This window comes from Streptomyces sp. NPDC041135 (assembly GCF_055592085.1).
Genome location: NZ_JBVIYZ010000001.1, coordinates 970792 through 992015, shown reverse-complemented (window position 1 = coordinate 992015; position 21224 = coordinate 970792). Strand labels below are relative to the sequence as shown.

Genomic DNA, 21224 nt, shown 5'->3' with positions numbered 1-21224 from the left:
AGCGCGGTGTGCAGCACCGCCCGGTCCTCGGTGACGTTGATCTTCTCACCGCGGAACATGGCGTCCCGCAGGTCGAAGACCCCGGTGGCGGCGGCCAGCTCACGCAGGCGCCGCAGCGTCTCGTCGGTGACCAGGTGCTTCGAATAGTCGATGTGCAGGTCGCCGACCTGGAGCGTGTACCCCTCGCCGCGCCCGGGATCGGCGGCGAACAGGTCCCGCAGATGCGTGTCGGTGAGCGCCTCGCGGTGCTTGGCGAGGGCGGTCCACTCGGGCGTCCGGTTGAGCCGGGTACGGCCGTCTGCGTTCATGTGCGACTTCAGCCTTCTTTCCTACACCTGTCCTGCTGCGTACCTTGCCCCGCTGACGGTTCCAACCTAATTGATCAGCGGGCGGCACGGGCGGCGGCTGCGCCGTCCCGCGGTGCGGGCAGCGGACAGCACGCAGGCCGGTCGGCACCGGCCGGTGCGGAAAACGTCTCCGGCCGGGCGCCCAAGGGCACCCGGCCGGTCATCGGATCTAGATCTCGCCCCGCAGCTTGGCGAGGGCCTCGGCGAGGATCGCCTCGCCGTCCGCGTCGCTGCGCCGCTCCCGGACGTACGCCAGGTGCGTCTTGTAGGGCTCGGTGCGCGGCGGGGCCGGTGGGTTGTCCCGGTCCTGTCCGGCGGGGAAGCCGCAGCGGGGGCAGTCCCAGGTGTCGGGAACCTGCGCGTCGCTGGCGAAGCTGGGCTGCGTCTCATGCCCGTTGGAGCACCAGAAGGAGATGCGCAGACGCGGCGCGGACTCGCCGCGCTCGGCCTCGCCCATCGGCCCCGCCCCGACCCGGCTACCTCGGATCGCGTTGCCACTTGCCACGGTCGTAACTCCCTGCGTGATGGTGCCGCAAAGCGAGTCGGCGTTTCGCTTCGCCGCGAGCGCCTCAGTCTACGTAAGGCCCAACGCGCGTCCAGTGATGGGAGTTACCGGCCCCACATCAAGACGCAAGCCCCATGATAGGCCGCGCTCAGCTGCGCGTACCGAACATGGGGCCTTACGTACGGAATGTGCGTGATCGGGTGACGGTCGTCAGCTGTCCGCCGTCATGTTTCAGCTGTTCGTCTTCATCAGGAGGCCGAGCACCACGACGCACGCGAACCACAGCACACCGACCACGATGGTGATCCGGTCCAGGTTGCGCTCGGCGACCGAGGAACCGCCGACGGACGACTGCATGCCGCCACCGAACATGTCGGAGAGGCCGCCGCCCTTCCCCTTGTGCATCAGCACCAGCAGCATCATCAGCAGGCTGAAGACGATCAGGGCGATCGAGAACCCCAAAACCACGGCTGGACCAACTTCCTCGGATGCGGATGGACGACGGGGGCACGGCAGCTGCCTGCCATGCCCCCGCAAGGGTACGACGGATCGCCGCTACCGCCTACTCACCGCCGGGCTCACTGATCGCGGAAACGCACGATCTTGACGAACTCGTCGGCGTCCAGCGAGGCGCCGCCGACCAGGGCGCCGTCGATGTCGGCCTGCGCCATGATCTCGGCGACGTTGCCGGACTTCACGGAGCCGCCGTACTGGATGCGGACCTTGTCGGCCACCTCGTGCGAGTACAGCTCGGCGACCTTGCCGCGGATGGCCGCGCAGACCTCCTGGGCGTCCTCGGCGCCGCAGACCTTGCCGGTGCCGATGGCCCAGACGGGCTCGTAGGCGATCACGACGGTCTCGGCCTGCTCGGCCGTGAGGTCCTTCAGACCGCCCTCGACCTGGCTGAGGGTGTGGGAGACGTGGTTGCCCGCCTCGCGGACGTCCAGCTCCTCGCCGACGCACAGGATCGGGGTCAGGCCGTGCCGGAGGGCGGCCTTGGCCTTGGCGTTGACCAGGTCGTCGCTCTCCTGGTGGTACTGGCGCCGCTCGGAGTGGCCGACGACCACGAACGTGCACTTCAGCTTGGCCAGCATGGGGCCGGAGATCTCGCCGGTGTAGGCGCCGGAGTCGTGCGCGGAGACGTCCTGGGCGCCGTACTTGATCTTGAGCTTGTCGCCGTCGACCAGGGTCTGCACGGAGCGCAGGTCGGTGAAGGGCGGCAGGACGGCGACCTCGACGGCCTCGTAGTCCTTGTCGGCCAGGGCGAAGGCGAGCTTCTGGACGTGCGCGATGGCCTCGAGGTGGTTGAGGTTCATCTTCCAGTTGCCCGCCATGATCGGCGTGCGGGTGCTCACGGGTCAGTCCTCCAGTGCGGCGAGGCCGGGGAGCGTCTTGCCCTCGAGGTATTCGAGGGAGGCGCCGCCACCGGTCGAGATGTGGCCGAATGCGTTCTCGTCGAAGCCGAGCGTACGCACCGCCGCGGCGGAGTCTCCGCCACCGACGACGGTGAAGCCGTTCGAGTCGACGAGGGCCTGGGCGACCGCCTTGGTGCCCTCGGCGTAGTCGGGGTGCTCGAAGACGCCCATCGGGCCGTTCCAGAAGACGGTGGCCGCGTCGGCGAGCTTCGAGGCGTACAGCTTGCGGGTCTCGGGGCCGATGTCCAGGCCCAGCTGGTCGGCGGGGATGGCGTCCGCGGCGACGGTGTTCGGGTGCGAGGGCGCCTTGGTCTTCAGGTCCGGGAACTCGGTGGAGGTCACCACGTCGACGGGCAGGACCAGTTCGACGCCGTTCTTCTCGGCCCGCTCGATGTACTCCTGGACGGCCGGGATCTGGTCGTCCTGGAGGAGGGAGGCGCCGACCTCGTAGCCCTTGGCCTTGAGGAAGGTGAACACCATGCCGCCGCCGATGAGCAGCCGGTCGGCCTTGCCGAGCAGCTGGTCGATGACGGCGAGCTTGTCGGAGACCTTGGAGCCGCCGAGGGCGACCACGTAGGGGCGCCGCACGTCGTCGGTGAGCTTCCTCAGGACGCCGACCTCGGTGGCGATGAGGTAGCCGGCGTAGTGCGGCAGCCGGGCCGGGAGGTCGTGGACCGAGGCGTGCTTGCGGTGCACCGCGCCGAAGCCGTCGCCGACGTAGACGTCCGCGAGAGCGGCGAGCCGGTCGGCGAAGTCGCCGCGCTCGGCGTCGTCCTTGCTGGTCTCGCCGGCGTTGAAGCGCAGGTTCTCGATGACGGCCACCTGGCCGTCGGTGAGGCCGCCGACGGTGGCGCGGGCGGAGTCGCCGACCGTGTCGGTGGCGAAGGCGACGTCGGCGCCGAGGAGTTCACCGAGGCGGGCGGCGGCGGGTGCGAGCGAGTAGGCCGGGTCCGGGGCGCCCTTGGGGCGGCCGAGGTGGGAGGCCACGACCACCCGGGCGCCGGCCTCGGCGAGGGCCCTGACGGTCGGCAGGACGGCGCGGATGCGGCCGTCGTCGGTGATGTCGGTCCCGTCCAGCGGCACGTTGAGGTCGGCGCGGACGAAGACCCGCTTGCCGCGCACACCCGCGGCGAGAAGTTCGTCGATCGTCTTCATGAGGACACTCCTGGAAAAAGGGGCTCTTGATCGTACGAGGGCGACCGGGCGCCGGTTGCGGCCGGGTCGATCCGTACGTGCGTCAGGGCTCGTACAGCGCGGCCGTGCGCTGTACGAGCCCTGCGATCGCATCGAGGTCTGTGCGTCAGCCGATCAGAGCTGGTCGCCGACGAAGACCGTCAGGTCGACGAGGCGGTTGGAGTAGCCCCACTCGTTGTCGTACCAGCCGAGGATCTTCACCGAGTTGCCCTCCTGGACCATGGTCAGGGAGGAGTCGAAGGTGCAGGACGACGGGTCGCCGACGATGTCCGAGGAGACGATCGGGTCCTCGGTGTAGGTCAGGAAGCCCTTGAGGTCGCCGTCCTCGGAGGCCTTCTTGAAGGCGGCGTTGACCTCGTCCTTGGTGACCTCGCGCTGGAGCGTCACGACCAGGTCGGTGGCCGAGCCGGTCGGGACCGGGACGCGCATCGCGATGCCGTCCAGCTTGCCCTTGAGCTGCGGCAGGACCAGGGCGGTGGCCTTCGCGGCACCGGTCGTGGTCGGGATGATGTTCTCGGCGGCGGCGCGGGCGCGGCGCAGGTCCGAGTGCGGGAAGTCCAGGATGCGCTGGTCGTTGGTGTACGCGTGGACCGTCGTCATCAGGCCCTTGACGATGCCGAAGTTCTCGTCCAGGACCTTCGCCATCGGCGCCACACAGTTGGTGGTGCAGGAGGCGTTGGAGATGACGTGGTGGTTCGCCGCCTCGTACTTGTCCTGGTTGACGCCCATCACGATGGTGATGTCCTCGTCCTTGGCCGGAGCCGAGATGAGGACCTTCTTGGCGCCGCCCGCGATGTGCTTCTCGGCGTCGGCCTTCTTGGTGAAGATGCCGGTCGACTCGATGACGATGTCGACGCCCAGCTCACCCCAGGGGATGTCGGCCGGGTTGCGCTCGGAGAGCACCTTGATGGTGTGCCCGTCGACGGTGATCGTGTCGGCGGTGTGGGTGACCTCCTGCTTGAGGCGCCCGAGGATCGTGTCGTACTTCAGCAGGTGGGCAGTGGTCGCGGTGTCGCCCAGGTCGTTGACGGCCACGACCTCGATGTCTGCACCCTGTTCCAGCAGCGCGCGGAAGTAGTTACGTCCGATGCGGCCGAAGCCGTTGATGCCTACGCGGATCGTCACGAACCGATCTCCTCGTTGGTACGCCGGCCATGCGGTGCCGGCGAGCTGTATTTGGGATGTCCCCGACCACCCCCGACCCTACCTCTCTGCGGGCCCCGGAGTGACATCGAGATGCCGCATACACGGGCAGGCGGTCCGTACCCGCCAGTAGGGGTACGGACCGCCCCGGCCCGGGCGTTGGAACACCCCGTTATGTCATGGAGTGCCGGTGCCCATCAGTGCTGTTTTCACTCGTTCGTGAGCGGGTCGGCTCACCTGTCGATGGACGCCAGCGCCTTCCTGATCAGGGCCGCGCGGTCGGCCGCCGCCGGCACCTGCTCCAGGCCGAAGCCCAGCAGCACCGTGTCGTCGGTCGTGACCGCTCCGTAGGTCCGGAACAGGGCTCCGGTGCGCGTCCAGTCCTTCAGCACGGCGGGGCTGCCGGCGGGCGGTCCGGACACGTGCCAGGCGCCCAGTGACGTCTCGAAGCCCTCGGTCTGCGTCGCCGCGCCGCCGACCACCAGCGAGGCGTCGTCGGCGAGGACGCCGTGGCCGCCGCTGCCGGGGTCGGTGATGTAGGCGAGGGAGACCTCGACGGACCGGCCGGCGTAGGCGCTGAGGTCGAACTCCACCTGCTGCCAGCCGCTGGAGCTGCCGGTGAGGCTGTGCCACGAGCCGGTGCTGCCGCCGGCCGTGCAGGTGTTGTCCGCGAGCGTCAGGTAGTGCGTGAGCCAGGGGTGCTCGCCGACGAGGAACCCGGCCCCGCACTCGGCCGGTACGGCGCTGGAGGTGGCGCCGCCCGTCTCCGGGAGGGTCGTCCAGTCACCGGCGCCGGTGTGGGCCTCCAGCACCGCGTGGTCGTAGCCCGGCTCGGTGTCCCACAGCAGCCGGGTGCGCAGCGTCGGCTTGTCGGCGGCGCTGACACCGCTGAGGTCGATGGTGCGGGTGAGGCGTTTGTAGGCGTCGTCGGTGTGCACGGCGGCGGCCATGTAGGAGCCCGTGTACGGCCCGTAGGGGTTGACGGTGCCAGTGAACTGGCCGGCGCCGGCCGAGGCGAACTGCGGGTAGCCGGCGACGGGCAGTTCCTCGGAGGTGACGCCGTAGGTGCCGGCCTTGTCGAGCGGGTTGCCGGGCGCGCCGGCGAGGGGGCCGGTGAAGCCGTCCAGCGCGCCGGAGCCGGTGAAGCCGGTGGCGCCGGGTGTGGAGGTGCGGGAGTAGGCGCCCAGCCAGTACTGGCTGAAGTCGTCGGACGGGGTGCCGTCGCCGAGGTCGACGGTGCCGCCGGCCAGCTCTCCGGCCTCGATCAGCCTGCCGCCCTCGTTGAGGTAGGCGCGCAGCTGGAGCTGGGTGGCGTTGCCCGGGCCCGCGGTCCCGGAGTAGTGGATGACGGTGCGGAAGTGCTTGAGCACGCCGAGGGCGTCCGGGGCGCCGCGGCCGGCGACGTCCCACACGATCGCCCGGTGGCCTGCCGCCCTGAGCGCGTCGACGTAGGTCTGCGCCTGCGCGGCGGGCGTGCCCTCCTCGGCGACGACGAGGGTGTCCGCCCGGGGCCGTTCGGCCACCGTGTAGGTGAAGTGGCTGCTGGAGACCTTCTTGCCGGCGCGGGTCTCACCGGTGAACCACACCTCGACCCGGTCGCCCGGGACGCCGTCCTGCACCTTGGCCCGGTACTCGTCGAAGTAGAGGTTGTCCTCGCCGCCGTAGGTCTCACCGCCCCGCCAGGGCCGCAGCGTCTGGTCCAGCGTGCGGCCGCCGTTGACGCGGTACTTGAGCTCCTTGTCCCGCACGGCCTTGCGGACGACGACGGAGACCTCCTGGTCGGCGCCGCGCGAGTACGACGTGCCGAACCCGGCCGGGGTGAAGTCGGCGGCGCGCAGGCCCACCGAGGACACCGGGCGGTCGGGGTGGGCGGCGGTCTCGGCGACGGAGAGCGCGAAGGGGACGTTCTTCCCGAACTCCCGCTGGATCAGCTTCTCGTCGTCGGGGAAGTTGAACACCGACTGGCAGTCGCCCGCCTTCCAGGCGTCGTCCGGGTCGGCGTCCGAGGCGGTCTGACAGGTCGACATCTCCGGGGTGAACATCGACATGCCGTTGACGTTCGAGGCGTGCCCGTCCGCCTCGCCGTTGGTGGTGTACAGCTCTGAGGAGACCTGCGAACGGTAGCCCGGGATCGCCGGGTTGTCGGGGGTGCCCGCGAGCGCCTTGTAGACGACGTCGTCCGGGGTCGGGGTGGCGACCTGCCAGCCGACGCCGTAGAGCAGCAGTTCGGCGGCCGAGTGGTAGTTGATGCCGTACGTGAAGCCGACGCGCTTCTCGAACCGGTCCAGCGCCCGGGTCTCGGGCTCGGACTCCGGGCTCGCGCCGCGGTAGGTCTGGCTGGTCGGGTTGGGGGACGAACCCTCGTCGTCGTAGCCCCACTTGTAGCCGAAGTTGCGGTTGAGGTCGACGCCGTCGCCGGCGCCGATGACGCCGTCGCCGTTGACGTCCCGCAGGTTCTTGCGCCAGAGCCGGTTGTCGGTGCCTCGGAAGGTGTAGTCGTAGCCGTCGGGATTGGCCGAGATGACGAACCACAGCTCGGTCGAGTCGACGATCTTCTTGACGCGCCGGTCGCTCGTGTAGTGGTCCAGGTAGTAGTGGAGCAGCCGCCTGGTCATCTCCGGCGTGATCCACTCGCGCGCGTGCTGGTTGGACATGTACAGCACCGCGGGCTTGGAGCCGTCCCCGGTCCGCTTCGCGTTCCTGGTCAGCTTCAGCGCGAGGATGTCCTGGCCCTCGACGGTCTTGCCGATGGACTCGACCTTGGTGAGGCCGGGGTGGGCGCGGGCGGTGCGCATGATCTCCGCCGCGATGCCGCCCGTTCCGCTGTAGGGCCGGAACACGCCCTGCGCGGCGTCCTCGACGCGGGCCTCGGCCCTGGCCGAAAGGGTGTGCTCGGTGACGGCGACGCCCTGCTTGCGGAGCTTGCCGGCCTGCTGGTCGGTGAGGTAGACCTCGACGGCCGTCCTGCCGTCCGGGGCCACCTGCTGGTTCAGTTCCCGGCCGTCCTGCCCGGCCGCGAGGAGCAGGGGTAACTGCTTCCTGGTGACGTCGGCGCGGAAGACCTTGACCTCGTCGGAGTGGGACGCGGCGGGACTTCCGTCCTGCGCCCGGGCGACGGGTGCGATGCTCGCTCCGCCGATCAGGAGCGCGCCGACAGCGAGGATCGATCTCGCTCTGTGTCTCATGGACCCCCCTAGGGCCTGTCCGCCACGGCGGCGAACCCTGCCAGGCTCATGACACTCCATGATCGAGTCAAGGGCGCCTCACGGGCGGTCAGGCGCGCCGGGGCGGAGAGGTGAACGCCGGCGCCGGCCACCCGGACGGGCGCCGGCGCCGGCGAGCCGGCGCGGCATCGGCCGCGGCCGGCTCAGCCCACCAGGTTGTCCGCCAGCTCCTCGCTGAGGTTGGCCTCCGTGCCCGGGATGCCCAGGTCGGAGGCGCGCTTGTCGGCCATCGCCAGCAGGCGGCGGATCCGGCCGGCGACCGCGTCCTTGGTCAGCGGCGGGTCGGCGAGCGCGCCCAACTCCTCCAGGGAGGCCTGCTTGTGCTCCATGCGCAGCCGCCCGGCGGCCGCGAGGTGCTCCGGCACCTCCTCGCCGAGGATCTCCAGCGCCCGCTGCACCCGGGCGCCGGCCGCCACGGCGGCGCGGGCCGAGCGGCGCAGGTTGGCGTCGTCGAAGTTGGCGAGCCGGTTGGCGGTGGCCCGCACCTCGCGCCGCATCCGGCGCTCCTCCCAGGCCAGCACCGACTCGTGCGCGCCGAGCCGGGTCAGCAGGGCGCCGATGGCATCGCCGTCGCGGACGACGACGCGGTCCACGCCGCGCACCTCGCGGGCCTTCGCGGCGATCGACAGCCGGCGGGCGGCGCCGACCAGCGCGAGCGCGGCCTCGGGACCGGGGCAGGTCACCTCCAGGGAGGAGGAGCGGCCGGGCTCGGTCAGCGAGCCGTGCGCCAGGAAGGCCCCGCGCCAGGCGGCCTCCGCGTCGCAGGTGGCCCCCGAGACCACCTGCGGGGGCAGACCGCGGATCGGGCGGCCGCGGCCGTCGACCAGGCCGGTCTGGCGGGCGAGCTGGTCACCGCCGGCGACCACGCGCACGACGTAGCGCGAACCGCGGCGCAGCCCGCCCGGTGCCATCACGATCAGTTCGGAGCTGTGCCCGAAGATCTCCAGGATGTCCCGCTTGAGGCGGCGGGCCGCCATCGCGGTGTCCAGCTCCGCCTCGATCACGATGCGCCCGCTCACCAGGTGGAGGCCGCCGGCGAACCGCAGAATGGCGGAGACCTCCGCCTTCCTGCAGCAGGTCCGGGTGACGGGTAGCCGGGAGATCTCGTCCTTCACCGCTGCCGTCATCGCCATGGGCCGATCCTTCCATGCATCCGAAAAATACGGTCGTACGCGGCGGCCAACAGCTCCGGGTCGTGCCGTGGAGATCCGTCGGTCCGGGCCACCGGCGCCAGCTCGACCGCGGCTCCCAGCCGCTTGGCGGCCTCGGTGAGCGAGTCGCGGTCGGGCACGGCGGCCTCGTCGGCCAGCACCACGTCCAGGGCGAGTTTAGGGGCGTGTCGCCCCAAAACCTCCAAATGACGCTGCGGGGAGAAGCCCTCGGTTTCTCCCGGCTGCGGCGCGAGGTTCAGGGACAGCACACGCCGTGCCTTCGTCTCGGTCAGGGCGTCCAGCAGATCGGGGACGAGCAGGTGCGGGATGACCGAGGAGAACCAGGACCCGGGGCCGAGGACGACCCAGTCGGCGTCCATGACCGCCGCGACGGCCTCGGGGACGACCGGCGGGTCGTTCGGCACGAGGTGCACCGACTGCACCTCGCCGGGGGTCAGGGCCACGGTGGCCTGCCCGCGCACCGTGTCGACGTCGTCGGGACGCGCCGGGTCGTGCCCCTTGACCAGGGCCTCCAGCTCCAGCGGCACGGCCGACATGGGCAGCACGCGCCCGTGCGCGCCGAGCAGCTTGCCGACCAGGTCCAGGGCCTGCACGTGATCGCCGAGCTGTTCCCACAGGGCGACGATCAGCAGGTTGCCGACGGCGTGGTCGTGCAGGTCGCCCTGCGAGGCGAAGCGGTGCTGGATGACCCGGGACCAGGTCTGGCCCCAGTCGTCGTCGCCGCACAGCGCGGCCAGCGCCTTGCGCAGGTCACCGGGCGGCAGTACGCCCAGCTCGTCGCGCAGGCGCCCGCTGGAGCCGCCGTCGTCGGCCACCGTGACGACGGCGGTGAGGTCGCCGGTGATCCGGCGCAGCGCGGCGAGCGAGGCGGACAGGCCCATGCCGCCGCCCAGGGCGACCACCTTGGGCTGCGCCCCCCGGCGGCGGGGCCGGCCGCCGCGCACCTCCACGGACCGGCCCGCGCGGGCCTCCGGCGCCATCCGGCGCAGCCTGCCCAGCCGCGGTGTACGTCCTGTCATTCCCGTCCCATGTCCCGGTGTACGACCACCGTCTCCACACCCTCGGCCGCGAGGCGCGCGGCGAGCTTCTCCGACACGGCGACCGAGCGGTGCTTGCCACCGGTGCAGCCGATGGCGATGGTCACATACCGCTTGCCCTCACGGCGGTAGCCGGCCGCGATGAGCCGCAGCAGCTCGGCGTACCGGTCGAGGAACTCCTTGGCGCCGGGCTGGTTGAAGACGTACGCCGACACCTCCTCGTTGAGGCCGGTGAAGGGGCGCAGCTCCGGGACCCAGTGCGGGTTGGGCAGGAACCGCATGTCCGCGACCAGGTCGGCGTCGACGGGCAGGCCGTACTTGAAGCCGAACGACATCACGGTGGCCCGCAGCTCGGGCTCCTCCTCGCCGGCGAACTGGGCGTCCATCTTGGCGCGCAGTTCGTGCACGTTGAGGCTGGAGGTGTCGATGACCAGGTCGGCGTCGCCGCGCAGCTCGCGCAGCAGCTCCCGCTCGGCGGCGATGCCGTCGACGATCCGGCCGTCGCCCTGGAGGGGGTGCGGGCGGCGCACCGACTCGAAGCGGCGCACCAGGGCGTCGTCGGAGGACTCCAGGAACACGATCCGCCGGGTGACGTCGCGGGTGTCGAGGTCGGCGAGGGACTCGCGGAGGTTGTCGAAGAAGCGGCGGCCGCGGACGTCGACGACGACCGCGATGCGGGCCACGTTCCCCTGGGAGCGCGCGCCCAGTTCCACCATGGTGGGGATCAGGGCGGGCGGCAGGTTGTCGACGACGAACCAGCCGAGGTCCTCCAGGCACTTGGCGGCCGTCGAGCGGCCCGCCCCGGACATCCCGGAGATGATCACCAGCTCGGGGATGGCCGCTTCGGGCGCCGCGGCGGGCGCGGCGTCCGTGCTCACCTGTGCTCCGTCGTCCTGCGCCGCCTGCCGCGGCCCGGGCCGGTCCGCTTCCCGGTGGGTGCGATCTCGTTCGCCCGTGTGCTGTGCGTCGTGCTCGGTCATGTCTCCTGCCCCCGTCGTTCGTCCGGGGCGCCCGCGGTCACGGGCTCCCCCGAGGAACCCCCCGTCGTACCGGGTTCCTCGTCCTCAATGATCTCTCCCGTCGCCGTGTTCACGGCGGGGGCGGCCGGGACCGCCCGGGCGAGGGCCACGGCGATGGTCTCGGCCGTCTTGCGGCCTATCCCGGGCACCTCCTGGATCTGTTCGATTGTGGCGGACCGCAGCTTCTTCACTGAGCCGAAATGCTTGACGAGTGCCTGCTTGCGGGTCTCGCCGAGGCCGGGCACGTCGTCCAGGGGGCCGGACCGGAAGCGCTTGGCCCGCTTGGTGCGCTGGTAGGTGATGGCGAAGCGGTGGGCCTCGTCGCGGACACGCTGGAGCAGGTACAGGCCCTCGCTGGTGCGCGGCAGCACCACCGGGTCGTCCTCCCGGGGCAGCCAGACCTCCTCCAGGCGCTTGGCGAGGCCGCAGACGGCGATGTCGTCGATGCCCAGGTCGTCCAGGGCCCGCTGGGCGGCCGCGACCTGCGGCCGGCCTCCGTCGACGACGACCAGCTGGGGCGGGTAGGCGAACTTCCTGGGGCGGCCGTCGTCGTCCTTGAGGGTGTTCCCGAGGGCCTCCCCGGAACCGTCACCGTCACCGTCCGCGAGGTCGCCCGCGGGGGAGCCGTTCCCCAGGGCCACGCCCACGCCCGCGAGCCCGCCGTTCTCCAGGGCGCCGTCGGCGCGCCGAGCGTCCGCTCCGCCGAGCCGAGCGTCGTCAGGGCCGTCGCCGGGCTGAGCGTCCCCCGGGCCGCCGGGGCCGGAGTCGTCGTCCACCCACTCGCCGGTCCGCTCCTTCTCCGCGAGGTAGCGCCGGAAGCGGCGGGTGATCACCTCGTGCATGGAGCGGACGTCGTCCTGGCCCGCGAAGCCCTTGATCTGGAAACGGCGGTACTCGCTCTTGCGCTGCAGACCGTCCTCGAAGACGACCATGGAGGCCACGACGTCGTCGCCCTGGAGGTGCGAGATGTCGTAGCACTCGATGCGCAGCGGGGCGCTGTCGAGGTCCAGGGCGTCGGCGATCTCCTCCAGCGCCCGCGAGCGCGTGGTCAGGTCGGAGGCGCGCTTGGTCTTGTGCAGCCCGAGGGCCTGCTGGGCGTTGCGCTGCACCGTCTCCATCAGCGCCTTCTTGTCGCCGCGCTGCGGGATGCGCAGCGAGACGTTCGACCCGCGGCGCCCGGTCAGCCACTCCTGGACCGGCTCCAGCGGCTCCGGCAGCGCCGGGACCAGCACCTCCCTGGGGACGGCGTCCCCGGTCTCCTCGCCGTACAGCTGCTGCAGGGCGTGCTCGACGAGGGCGGCGGTGGTGACGTCCTCGACCTTGTCGGTGACCCAGCCGCGCTGGCCGCGCACCCGGCCGCCGCGCACGTGGAAGATCTGGACGGCCGCCTCCAGCTCGTCCTCGGCGACCGCCATCAGGTCCGCGTCGGTGGCGTCGGCCAGCACGACCGCGTTCTTCTCCATGGCCCGCTTCAGGGCCCCGATGTCGTCGCGCAGCCGGGCGGCCCGCTCGTACTCCATCTCCTCGGCCGCCGCCATCATCTGCTTCTCCAGACGGCGGAGGTAGGTGCCGGTGCGCCCGGCCATGAAGTCGCAGAACTCCTCGGCCAGCTCCCGGTGCTCCTCGGCGTCGACCCGGCCGACGCACGGGGCGGAGCACTTGCCGATGTAGCCCAGCAGACAGGGGCGGCCGGTGCGGGCCGCGTTCTTGAACACGCCGGCCGAGCAGGTGCGCATCGGGAACACGCGCAGCATCAGGTCGACGGTGTCGCGGATGGCCCACGCGTGCGCGTACGGCCCGAAGTACCTGACGCCCTTCTTCTTGTGACCGCGCATCACCTGCACGCGCGGGAACTCCTCGTTCAGCGTCACCGCGAGGTACGGGTAGCTCTTGTCGTCGCGGTACTTGACGTTGAACCGCGGGTCGTACTCCTTGATCCAGGAGTACTCCAGCTGGAGCGCTTCGACCTCCGTGGACACCACCGTCCACTCCACGGACGCGGCGGTGGTCACCATCGTCCGGGTGCGCGGGTGCAGGTTCGCCAGGTCCTGGAAGTAGTTCGCCAGGCGCTGGCGCAGGCTTTTCGCCTTTCCGACGTAGATCACCCGGCGGTGCTCGTCGCGGAACCTGTACACCCCGGGAGAGTCCGGGATCTGTCCCGGCTCGGGGCGGTAGCTGGAGGGGTCGGCCATGTCTCACACCCTACTGGCGAGCACCGACAGCGCGGCGGCCCCGCCCGGCCCGGAGGGGTGCGCCTCGGCCAGGTTGCGCGCCGCGGCCGCTCGAAGTGTTGTCGGGGTCCGGTCAACACGCTTCAATGCGGTGGACCCCGGGGCCGCACACGGGGGCGTACGGCGACGACGTACGAAGGCGGGCGCCGGGGCGCGCGCCGGCGGTCCCGGACGCCCGCGCCCGCGGTCCGACCAGCCGCGGTGCCCCCACACAACAGAAGGGCCCTGTGCATGCGGCACGCCACCACAGCAGCGGACCAGGCCTCGCCGGAACTGGAGACGGCCCTGCGGGGCGGCCCCTTCCACGTGGCGCTGCGCGCCGCCATCGCCGCCCGCGGGCTGCCGCTCCAGCGCGTGCAGCACCACCTGTCGCGGTACGGGGTGACGGTGGGCGTGACCAGTCTGAGCTACTGGCAGCAGGGCGCGCGGCGACCGCGGCGACCGGAGTCCCTGCGCGCCGTACGCGCGCTGGAGGAGATCCTGCACCTGCCGGAGGAGTCGCTGATCCGGCTGCTCACCGAGGCCGCCGAGCGCGCCGCCGGGGGCCGCCCGGGCGTCCGCTCCCACCGGGCGCCTGCCGAGGCCCCCGGCGTCCTGGAGCGGCTCCAGGACGACCTGGGCTGGTCCGCCGACGTCGGACTGCGCACTCTGGGCCACCACGAACGCGTCCGGGTCGGCTCCCGCCGGGAGCTGGCCGGCCGGGAGTCGCAGCACATCGTGCGGGCCCGCCGGGACGGCGTCGACCGCTTCGTGGCCGTCCACCACGGCGAGCCCGGGTGCACGCCGCGGCGCATGGCGGTGCACGCCCTGGAGAACTGCCGCACCGGCCGCGTCAGCTTCGACCAGGACACCGGCGTCCTCGCGGTCGAGCTGCTGTTCGGCACCCGCCTGCACGCGGGCGACACGTTCCTCTTCCGGTACGGCGTCGAGGACGGCACCGCGGGCGCCTGCCGGGAGTACGTCCGCGGTTTCGGACAGGCCGGCGGCCAGTACGCGCTCCAGGTGCACTTCGACCCCGGCGCGCTGCCGGCCCGCTGCCACCGCTTCACCCAGCCCTCGGCCGCGGCGCCGCGAGGCGGACGGCGGGAGCTGCCGTTGAGCGGGCCGCACCGCTGCGTCCACCTGGTCGAGCCCCGGGTCCGGCCGGGCCTCGTGGGCATCGGCTGGGAGTGGGAGTGAGCGGCGCCGCCGCGTGTGCGGTGGCCGGCTCCCGGGTCAGGCGCCCGGGCCGGCGACGATCCGGCCCCCGGCGGCCCTGACCGGCAGCTCGTTCAGCGGCTCGGTGGCGGGCGACTGGACCACCTCTCCGGTCACCGCGTCGAACCGGCTGCCGTGGCAGGGGCAGATCAGGGTCGTGCCCTCGAGCTTGTTGATGGGGCACCCCGCGTGCGTGCAGATCGTGCTGTGCGCCGTGAGCGCCCCGCTGCCGTCCCTGGCGACCACCACGTTGTGGTCCCGGTAGAGCTTGGCGCCGCCCTTCGCCACCTCGCCCTCGGCCCCGAGGTCGACCGGCGCGGTCGGTGTCGCGGCCGCCGATCCGCCGCCGCCCGGCGCGGAACAGGCGGCCAGCCCCAGCCCGGCCACCGGCGCCGCGGCGGCTCCTCGCAGGACGGTACGGCGGCTCGCGGACGGGTGGGCCGGCTGGGCGGACATCGAGGTCTCCACTGGTCGGGTGTGCGGCGGGGCATAGCGGGCAGAGCAGGCAGAGCAGGCAGAGCAGGCAGAGCGACGATACCGGGGCACGGCGGGGCGGCCCTGAGCGGGGCACGGGCCGGAGGGGGCAGGGCTCCGAGCGGGCGCCAACCGGGCGAGGCCCGGAGCGGGGCGCGGCCCGGAGCGGGGCGCGGCCCGGAGCGGGGCGGCTCGGAGCGGGGCGCGGCTGCGGGCGGGGTGCCCGTCGACGCGGGTGCTCGTGTGCGGGGAGGGGCGAGCGTCTACCCTCGGCCGGGACCCGCCTGGGGAGAGGGACCCCAGCGGCCCGAGGAAGGAACCGACTCGTGATCGTCGTCGCCGGTGAGGCCCTGATCGACCTGGTACCGCGGGGCACGGGCGCCCTGGCGGCCCTGGAGCCGGCGCTCGGCGGCGGCCCCTACAACACGGCCGTGGCCCTCGGCCGCCTGGGCTCCCCCACCGCCTTCTGCTCCCGCGCCTCCCTCGACGCCTTCGGCGAGGCCCTGCTCGACGGGCTGCGGCAGGCCGGCGTGGACGTCTCGGCCGTGCAGCGCGGCCCGGAGCCGACCACGCTCGCCGTGGCCACGGTCGACGCGGGCGGCTCGGCGGCGTACTCCTTCTACGTCGAGGGCACCGCCGACCGCCTGTTCGCGGCCCCCGCCGCCCTGCCCGCCGGGACCCGCGCGGTGTCCTTCGGCACCTGCTCGCTCGTCCTGGAGCCCGGCGCGAGCGCCTACGAGGAGCTGCTGCGGACCTCGGCCGCGCGGGGCCTGTTCACGGCCCTGGACCCGAACATCCGGCCGGGTCTGATCCCGGACGCGGACGCCTACCGTGCCCGGTTCAGCGGCTGGCTGCCCTCGGTGACCCTGCTGAAGCTCTCCGAGGAGGACGCCGACTGGCTGGGCGGCACCCCGCGGGAGTGGCTGGCGGCCGGGCCGTCCGCGGTGGTGATCACCCGGGGCGCCGACGGCCTCACCGCGTTCGTCCGGGAGGGCACCGGCTGCGCGCAGTACGCGGTGCCGGGTGAGAAGACCGACGTCGTGGACACCATCGGCGCCGGTGACACGGTGAACGCGGCCCTGCTGCACGCGCTGGCCGCCCAGGACGCTCTCTCCCCGGCCGCTCTGGCGGGGCTGGGCGCCGACGGCTGGACACGGCTGCTGCGGTTCGCGGCCCGCGCGGCCGCGCTCACCTGTTCCCGGGCGGGCGCGCAGCCGCCGTACGCCCACGAGATCGCGCTCTGACGCACCGCGACCCCCACGGAGCGTGCTCCGTGGGGGTCGCGGCAGGGCATCGCGGCGTCTCGCGGCAGGGTGCCGCGGTGGCCGGCCGGGCCGGTCAGGCCTTGGGGGCCCGGGTCGACTTGGCCGCGGTCGCCTTGGTGGCCTTGGTGGCCGTCTTCTTGGCCGCGGCGGCCGCCTTCGTGCCGGTGGTGTTGTTCACCGCCTTGGTGGCGGTCTTCTTGGCGGCGGTCCGAGCGGCGACCGTCCGGGACGCCGGCTTCTTGCGTGCCGCCGGTACCGTCGCGTCGCTGATCCGGTCCGCGCCCAGGATCTCCCGCAGGAACTTGCCGGTGTGGCTGGACGGAACCCCGGCCACCTCCTCCGGAGTGCCCTCGGCGACGACCAGGCCACCGCCGGCGCCGCCCTCGGGGCCCATGTCGACGACCCAGTCGGCGGTCTTGATCACGTCGAGGTTGTGCTCGATGACGATGACCGTGTTGCCCTTGTCGACCAGGCCGGACAGGACCTTCAGCAGCTTGCTGATGTCCTCGAAGTGCAGGCCGGTGGTCGGCTCGTCCAGCACGTAGACCGTGCGGCCGGTGGACCTCTTCTGCAGCTCGCTGGCGAGCTTCACGCGCTGTGCCTCGCCGCCGGACAGGGTGGTCGCGGACTGGCCGAGGCGGACGTAGCCGAGGCCGACGTCCTTGAGCGTCCTGAGGTGGCGGGAGATGGCCGGCACGGCGTCGAAGAAGTCCGTGGCCTCCTCGATGGGCATGTTCAGCACGTCGGCGATGGACTTGCCCTTGTAGTGGACCTCCAGGGTCTCCCGGTTGTACCGGGCCCCGTGGCAGACCTCGCACGGGACGTACACGTCCGGGAGGAAGTTCATCTCGATCTTGATCGTGCCGTCGCCCGAGCAGTTCTCGCAGCGGCCGCCCTTGACGTTGAAGGAGAAGCGGCCCGGCAGGTAACCGCGCACCTTCGCCTCGGTGGTCTCGGCGAACAGCTTGCGCACGTGGTCGAAGACACCCGTGTACGTCGCCGGGTTGGACCGCGGGGTGCGGCCGATGGGCGACTGGTCGACGTGCACGACCTTGTCGACCTGGTCGTCGCCGTCCACGCGCGTGTGCCGTCCGGGCACGCTGCGCGCCCCGTTCAGCTCGCGCGCCAGGTGCGTGTACAGGATGTCGTTGACCAGCGTGGACTTGCCGGACCCCGACACTCCCGTGACGGCGGTGAACACGCCGAGCGGGAAGGAGACGTCGATGTCCTGGAGGTTGTTCTCCCGGGCGCCGTGCACGGTGAGCTGCCGCGACAGGTCGCGGGGGCGGCGGACGTCCGGCACCGGGATGGCCCGCTTGCCCGAGAGGTACTGACCGGTCTGCGACTCGTCGTTGGCGAGCAGCTCCTTCAGGGAGCCGCTGTGCACGACCTTGCCGCCGTGCTCACCGGCGCCGGGGCCGATGTCGACGATCCAGTCGGCGACCTTGATGGTGTCCTCGTCGTGCTCGACCACAATGAGCGTGTTGCCCATGTCCCGCAGCCGGACCAGGGTCTCGATCAGCCGGTGGTTGTCGCGCTGGTGCAGGCCGATCGAGGGCTCGTCCAGGACGTACAGCACGCCGACGAGGCCGGAGCCGATCTGGGTGGCCAGGCGGATGCGCTGGGCCTCGCCGCCGGAGAGGGTGCCGGCCGCGCGGTTGAGCGAGAGGTAGTCCAGGCCGACGTCGACCAGGAACCGCAGCCGCTCGTTGACCTCCTTCAGGACCCGCTCGGCGATCTTCTTGTCGCGGGCGTTCAGCTTCAGCCGGCCGAGGAAGTCCGCGCAGTCGCTGATCGACATGGCGGAGACCTCGGCGATGGACTTCTCCATGACCGTGACCGCGAGGACGATCGGCTTCAGGCGCGTGCCGTGGCAGGAGGGGCAGGGCACCTCGCGCATGTAGCCCTCGAAGCGCTCGCGGCTGGCGTCGCTCTCGGCCTCGCCGTGCCGGCGCTTGACGAAGGGCACGGCACCCTCGAAGGGCGTCGTGTAGACCCGCTCGCGGCCGTACCTGTTGCGGTAGCGCACCTCGATCTGCGTCTTGTGGCCGTACAGCAGGGCCTTCCTGGCGCGCTGCGGCAGGCCCGCGAAGGGGATGTCCGTGCGGAATCCCAGCGCGTCCGCGAGGGCGCCGATGAGCCGGCTGAAGTAGTCCTTGGTGTGCCCGTGCGACCAGGGGTGGATGGCGCCCTCGTCGAGGGACTTGTCCTCGTCCGGGACGATCAGCTCCGGGTCGACCTCCATGCGCGTGCCGATGCCGGTGCACTCCGGGCAGGCGCCGAAGGGCGAGTTGAAGGAGAAGGAGCGGGGCTCCAGCTCCTCGAAGGACAGGTCGTCGTAGGGGCAGTACAGGTGCTCCGAGAACATGCGCTCGCGCTCGGGGTCGTCCTCGGGGAGGTCCACGAAGTCGAGCACGACCATGCCGCCGGACAGCCCGAGGGCGGTCTCCACGGAGTCGGTGAGGCGGCGCTTGGCGGAGTCCTTCACCGTGAGGCGGTCGATGACCACCTCGATGGTGTGCTTCTCCTGCTTCTTCAGCGTCGGCGGCTCGGAGAGCTGGACGGTCACGCCGTCCACCCGGGCCCGGCTGTAGCCCTTGGTCTGCAGGTCGGCGAAGAGGTCGACGAACTCGCCCTTGCGCTCGCGCACCAGCGGCGAGAGGACCTGGAAGCGGCTGCCCTCCGGCAGCTCGAGCACCCGGTCCACGATGGCCTGCGGCGACTGGCGGCTGATCGGGCGGCGGCACTCGGGACAGTGCGGCTTGCCGATGCGCGCGAACAGCAGCCGCAGGTAGTCGTAGACCTCGGTGATGGTGCCGACCGTCGAGCGCGGGTTGCGCGAGGTCGACTTCTGGTCGATGGAGACCGCCGGTGACAGGCCCTCGATGAAGTCGACGTCCGGCTTGTCCATCTGGCCGAGGAACTGCCGGGCGTACGAGGACAGCGACTCCACGTAGCGACGCTGGCCCTCGGCGAAGATCGTGTCGAAGGCCAGGGAGGACTTGCCCGACCCGGACAGACCCGTGAAGACGATGAGCGAGTCACGAGGCAGGTCGAGCGAGACATTCTTGAGGTTGTGCTCGCGCGCGCCACGGACGATGAGACGGTCGGCCACGCCGGTCCGCACCTTTCTTGAGAGAAGTGACAGGGGCGGGGTCCCCGTCCTTCTTCAGACTAGGGGGAGCCACTGACAACGCCGGTCGGATTCCAGGTTGCATAACAATCCCCGGCCTTCCAGCATGCCCGACGCCGCCCTCGACGATATAGCACGGGCATTCGATTTGCCGGTCTGCTTCGTCACCTTCACCCGAACGTGTGGCGGGGCTAGGGTCAGCAGCATGATTGATCACGCTCATGACCTGGCATGTCTCCGTGCGGCGACCGAACGGCTGCTCACCGCTGTCGCCACCCTGGACAACGCCTCGCTCGCCGAGCCGTCACGGCTGCCCGGCTGGAGCCGCGGGCACGTCCTCGCCCACCTCTCCCGCAACGCGGACGCGCTCGTGAACGTCCTGCGCGGCCGCCCGATGTACGTCTCCGGCGACGCCCGGGAGGCCGACATCGAGCGGGACGCCGCGCGGCCCCTGTCCGTCCACCTCGCCGACCTGCGGGAGAGCGCCGAACGCTTCCAGGAGGCGGGTGCCGTCCCGGCCGACTGGTCACGCACGGTGGAGCTGCGCAACGGCGTCACGGACTCCGCCTCCCGGGTGCCGTTCCGGCGGTGGATCGAGACCGAGCTGCACCACGTGGACCTCGGGATCGGCTACGAGCTGGAGGACCTGTCCGAGGAGTTCACCGAACGGGAGATCGACTTCCTCGCGGACCGCTTCGCCGGGCACCGGGACGTGCCCGCGACGCGGCTGGTGGCCGGTGGCGGCCGGACCCGGAGCACCGGCGGCGGCGCCCCGGGCGGCCCGGTCGTGGTCGAGGGGACGGCCGCGGACCTGCTGGGCTGGCTCGCCGGCCGCAGCGACGGGTCCGGGCTGAAGGCCGAGGGCGGCGCCCTGCCGGCACTTCCGCCGCTGTAGCGCGCGGCCGCCCGGGGGGCGCCGCCCCGCTATAGGCTGACCGCCATGACGTACAGCGGTGAGGTGACGGTCGGCGGACCGGCCGACGTGCACGAGCTCAAGGACCTGATGATCACCAAGGTCGCGGTGGGTCCGATGAACAACAACGCCTATCTGCTGCGGTGCCGGGCCACGGACGAGCAACTGCTGATCGACGCCGCGCACGACGCGCGGGCGCTGCTCGGGACGATCGGTGACGACGGCATCGCCTCCGTCGTCACCACCCACCGGCACGGCGACCACTGGCAGGCGCTCGCCGAGGTGGTCGCCGCCACCGGCGCCCGCACCTACGCCGGCCGGCACGACGCCGCCGGCATCCCCGTACCCACCGACGTCCTCGTCGACGACGGGGACGTCGTCCGGGTCGGTCAGGTGGAACTCACCGCCCGCCACCTCGTCGGGCACACGCCGGGCTCCATCGCGCTCGTCTACGACGACCCGCACGGCCACCCGCACGTCTTCACCGGTGACTGCCTCTTCCCGGGCGGCGTCGGCAACACCCACAAGGACCCCGAGGCCTTCGCCAGCCTCATCCACGACGTCGAGACGAAGATCTTCGGCGCGCTGCCGGACGAGACCTGGGTCTACCCGGGGCACGGCAACGACACCACCCTGGGCGCGGAACGCCCGCACCTGTCGGAGTGGCACGCGCGCGGGTGGTAGCCCGGCGCGCCGGCGGCCGCCGGCGCGGCGCCGCGCGCGTGCCTCGTGTGAAGTGCTCCGCACGCGTGCCCCGTGTGAAGCGTTCGCACGCGCCGGCGTCCCGCGCGCGCTCCCGCCCGGCCCCGGTGCGCGGTCGACTGGGAGTGGCCCACGCGGGATGACTGCTCCCGCGCGGCAGGGCCGCCGGTCTGCCCACCCCACCCCCGACCGGCGGCCCCAAGGCCCGTCGCGAAGGTCCGGGCCCCGCACGGCGCCCGGTGCCCACTCGCGC

The 21224-nt window shown here is 72.1% G+C and carries 16 protein-coding genes and 1 pseudogene; 4 read left to right on the top strand and 13 right to left on the bottom strand.

What is annotated here, in order from left to right; translation table 11 throughout:
* From ACZ6CZ_RS04435 to uvrC, 11 genes and pseudogenes are all read right to left on the bottom strand, one after another.
* Positions 1 to 308: pseudogene (locus tag ACZ6CZ_RS04435) on the bottom strand (glucose-6-phosphate isomerase); the annotation flags it as partial.
* Positions 309 to 516: 208 nt separating this feature from the next.
* Positions 517 to 852 carry an RNA polymerase-binding protein RbpA gene (locus ACZ6CZ_RS04430; RefSeq protein ID WP_010352468.1) on the bottom strand — a complete coding sequence of 112 codons (336 nt, stop codon included), beginning with the start codon at positions 850 to 852 and terminating at the stop codon, positions 517 to 519.
* 231 nt (positions 853 to 1083) lie between these two features.
* Entirely contained in the window at positions 1084 to 1320 is a 237-nt protein-coding gene (gene secG, locus ACZ6CZ_RS04425) for a preprotein translocase subunit SecG (RefSeq protein ID WP_469014332.1), read from the bottom strand.
* Between the two features lie 110 nt (positions 1321 to 1430).
* Positions 1431 to 2207 carry a triose-phosphate isomerase gene (gene tpiA / locus ACZ6CZ_RS04420; protein ID WP_469014330.1) on the bottom strand — a complete coding sequence of 259 codons (777 nt, stop codon included), beginning with the start codon at positions 2205 to 2207 and terminating at the stop codon, positions 1431 to 1433.
* A gap of 3 nt (positions 2208 to 2210) precedes the next feature.
* On the bottom strand, positions 2211 to 3422 hold the full coding sequence (locus tag ACZ6CZ_RS04415) for a phosphoglycerate kinase (RefSeq protein ID WP_469014329.1): 1212 nt from the start codon (positions 3420 to 3422) through the stop codon (positions 2211 to 2213).
* 153 nt (positions 3423 to 3575) lie between these two features.
* Positions 3576 to 4586 carry a type I glyceraldehyde-3-phosphate dehydrogenase gene (gene gap / locus ACZ6CZ_RS04410; protein ID WP_469014327.1) on the bottom strand — a complete coding sequence of 337 codons (1011 nt, stop codon included), beginning with the start codon at positions 4584 to 4586 and terminating at the stop codon, positions 3576 to 3578.
* Positions 4587 to 4837: 251 nt separating this feature from the next.
* Positions 4838 to 7789: a M14 family metallopeptidase gene (locus ACZ6CZ_RS04405; RefSeq protein WP_469014326.1), complete on the bottom strand. Its 2952-nt coding sequence runs from the start codon at positions 7787 to 7789 to the stop codon at positions 4838 to 4840.
* Positions 7790 to 7971: 182 nt separating this feature from the next.
* Positions 7972 to 8961 (bottom strand): DNA-binding protein WhiA, encoded by a 990-nt coding sequence (whiA, locus tag ACZ6CZ_RS04400; RefSeq protein WP_145491577.1) that lies wholly within the window; start codon positions 8959 to 8961, stop codon positions 7972 to 7974.
* Positions 8952 to 10019: a gluconeogenesis factor YvcK family protein gene (locus ACZ6CZ_RS04395; RefSeq protein WP_469014324.1), complete on the bottom strand. Its 1068-nt coding sequence runs from the start codon at positions 10017 to 10019 to the stop codon at positions 8952 to 8954. The genes whiA and ACZ6CZ_RS04395 overlap by 10 nt, the downstream gene beginning before the upstream one ends.
* The gene (gene rapZ, locus ACZ6CZ_RS04390; RefSeq protein ID WP_469014323.1) at positions 10016 to 11017 is read right to left on the bottom strand and encodes an RNase adapter RapZ; all 1002 of its coding nucleotides are present in this window, start codon (positions 11015 to 11017) and stop codon (positions 10016 to 10018) included. The genes ACZ6CZ_RS04395 and rapZ overlap by 4 nt, the downstream gene beginning before the upstream one ends.
* On the bottom strand, positions 11014 to 13248 hold the full coding sequence (uvrC, locus tag ACZ6CZ_RS04385) for an excinuclease ABC subunit UvrC (protein ID WP_469014322.1): 2235 nt from the start codon (positions 13246 to 13248) through the stop codon (positions 11014 to 11016). Before uvrC ends, rapZ begins: the two co-directional genes overlap by 4 nt.
* A 270-nt stretch (positions 13249 to 13518) precedes the next feature.
* On the opposite strand from uvrC, the gene ACZ6CZ_RS04380 reads away from it, so the two are divergent.
* A complete protein-coding gene (locus tag ACZ6CZ_RS04380) occupies positions 13519 to 14466 on the top strand; it encodes a hypothetical protein (RefSeq protein WP_469014320.1) in 948 nt (315 codons plus the stop codon).
* A gap of 36 nt (positions 14467 to 14502) precedes the next feature.
* Here ACZ6CZ_RS04380 and ACZ6CZ_RS04375 read toward each other — a convergent pair whose 3' ends face one another.
* Complete coding sequence (locus tag ACZ6CZ_RS04375; RefSeq protein ID WP_469014319.1) at positions 14503 to 14940, bottom strand: Rieske (2Fe-2S) protein; 438 nt, start codon at positions 14938 to 14940, stop codon at positions 14503 to 14505.
* 344 nt (positions 14941 to 15284) lie between these two features.
* On the opposite strand from ACZ6CZ_RS04375, the gene ACZ6CZ_RS04370 reads away from it, so the two are divergent.
* Positions 15285 to 16202, top strand: a complete 918-nt coding sequence (locus ACZ6CZ_RS04370) for a carbohydrate kinase family protein (RefSeq protein WP_469014318.1) — start codon at positions 15285 to 15287, stop codon at positions 16200 to 16202.
* Between the two features lie 94 nt (positions 16203 to 16296).
* On the opposite strand, the gene uvrA is transcribed toward ACZ6CZ_RS04370, so the two are convergent.
* Positions 16297 to 19338 carry an excinuclease ABC subunit UvrA gene (gene uvrA / locus ACZ6CZ_RS04365; RefSeq protein WP_469014316.1) on the bottom strand — a complete coding sequence of 1014 codons (3042 nt, stop codon included), beginning with the start codon at positions 19336 to 19338 and terminating at the stop codon, positions 16297 to 16299.
* Positions 19339 to 19561: 223 nt separating this feature from the next.
* Between uvrA and ACZ6CZ_RS04360 the strand changes: the two genes are divergently transcribed.
* The gene (locus tag ACZ6CZ_RS04360; RefSeq protein ID WP_469014314.1) at positions 19562 to 20251 is read left to right on the top strand and encodes a maleylpyruvate isomerase family mycothiol-dependent enzyme; all 690 of its coding nucleotides are present in this window, start codon (positions 19562 to 19564) and stop codon (positions 20249 to 20251) included.
* Positions 20252 to 20296: 45 nt separating this feature from the next.
* The gene (locus ACZ6CZ_RS04355; RefSeq protein ID WP_469014313.1) at positions 20297 to 20953 is read left to right on the top strand and encodes an MBL fold metallo-hydrolase; all 657 of its coding nucleotides are present in this window, start codon (positions 20297 to 20299) and stop codon (positions 20951 to 20953) included.
* The last annotated feature ends 271 nt before the right edge of the window (positions 20954 to 21224 follow it).

What these genes read in the sequence shown, in the direction of transcription:
- whiA (WP_145491577.1), bottom strand. Translation starts at nt 8,961, where the DNA reads ATGGCGATGACGGCAGCGGTGAAGGACGAGATCTCCCGGCTACCCGTC.
- ACZ6CZ_RS04375 (WP_469014319.1), bottom strand. Translation starts at nt 14,940, where the DNA reads ATGTCCGCCCAGCCGGCCCACCCGTCCGCGAGCCGCCGTACCGTCCTG.
- ACZ6CZ_RS04395 (WP_469014324.1), bottom strand. Translation starts at nt 10,019, where the DNA reads ATGACAGGACGTACACCGCGGCTGGGCAGGCTGCGCCGGATGGCGCCG.
- ACZ6CZ_RS04380 (WP_469014320.1), top strand. Translation starts at nt 13,519, where the DNA reads ATGCGGCACGCCACCACAGCAGCGGACCAGGCCTCGCCGGAACTGGAG.
- ACZ6CZ_RS04360 (WP_469014314.1), top strand. Translation starts at nt 19,562, where the DNA reads ATGATTGATCACGCTCATGACCTGGCATGTCTCCGTGCGGCGACCGAA.
- rapZ (WP_469014323.1), bottom strand. Translation starts at nt 11,017, where the DNA reads ATGACCGAGCACGACGCACAGCACACGGGCGAACGAGATCGCACCCAC.
- ACZ6CZ_RS04355 (WP_469014313.1), top strand. Translation starts at nt 20,297, where the DNA reads ATGACGTACAGCGGTGAGGTGACGGTCGGCGGACCGGCCGACGTGCAC.
- ACZ6CZ_RS04405 (WP_469014326.1), bottom strand. Translation starts at nt 7,789, where the DNA reads ATGAGACACAGAGCGAGATCGATCCTCGCTGTCGGCGCGCTCCTGATC.
- uvrC (WP_469014322.1), bottom strand. Translation starts at nt 13,248, where the DNA reads ATGGCCGACCCCTCCAGCTACCGCCCCGAGCCGGGACAGATCCCGGAC.
- ACZ6CZ_RS04415 (WP_469014329.1), bottom strand. Translation starts at nt 3,422, where the DNA reads ATGAAGACGATCGACGAACTTCTCGCCGCGGGTGTGCGCGGCAAGCGG.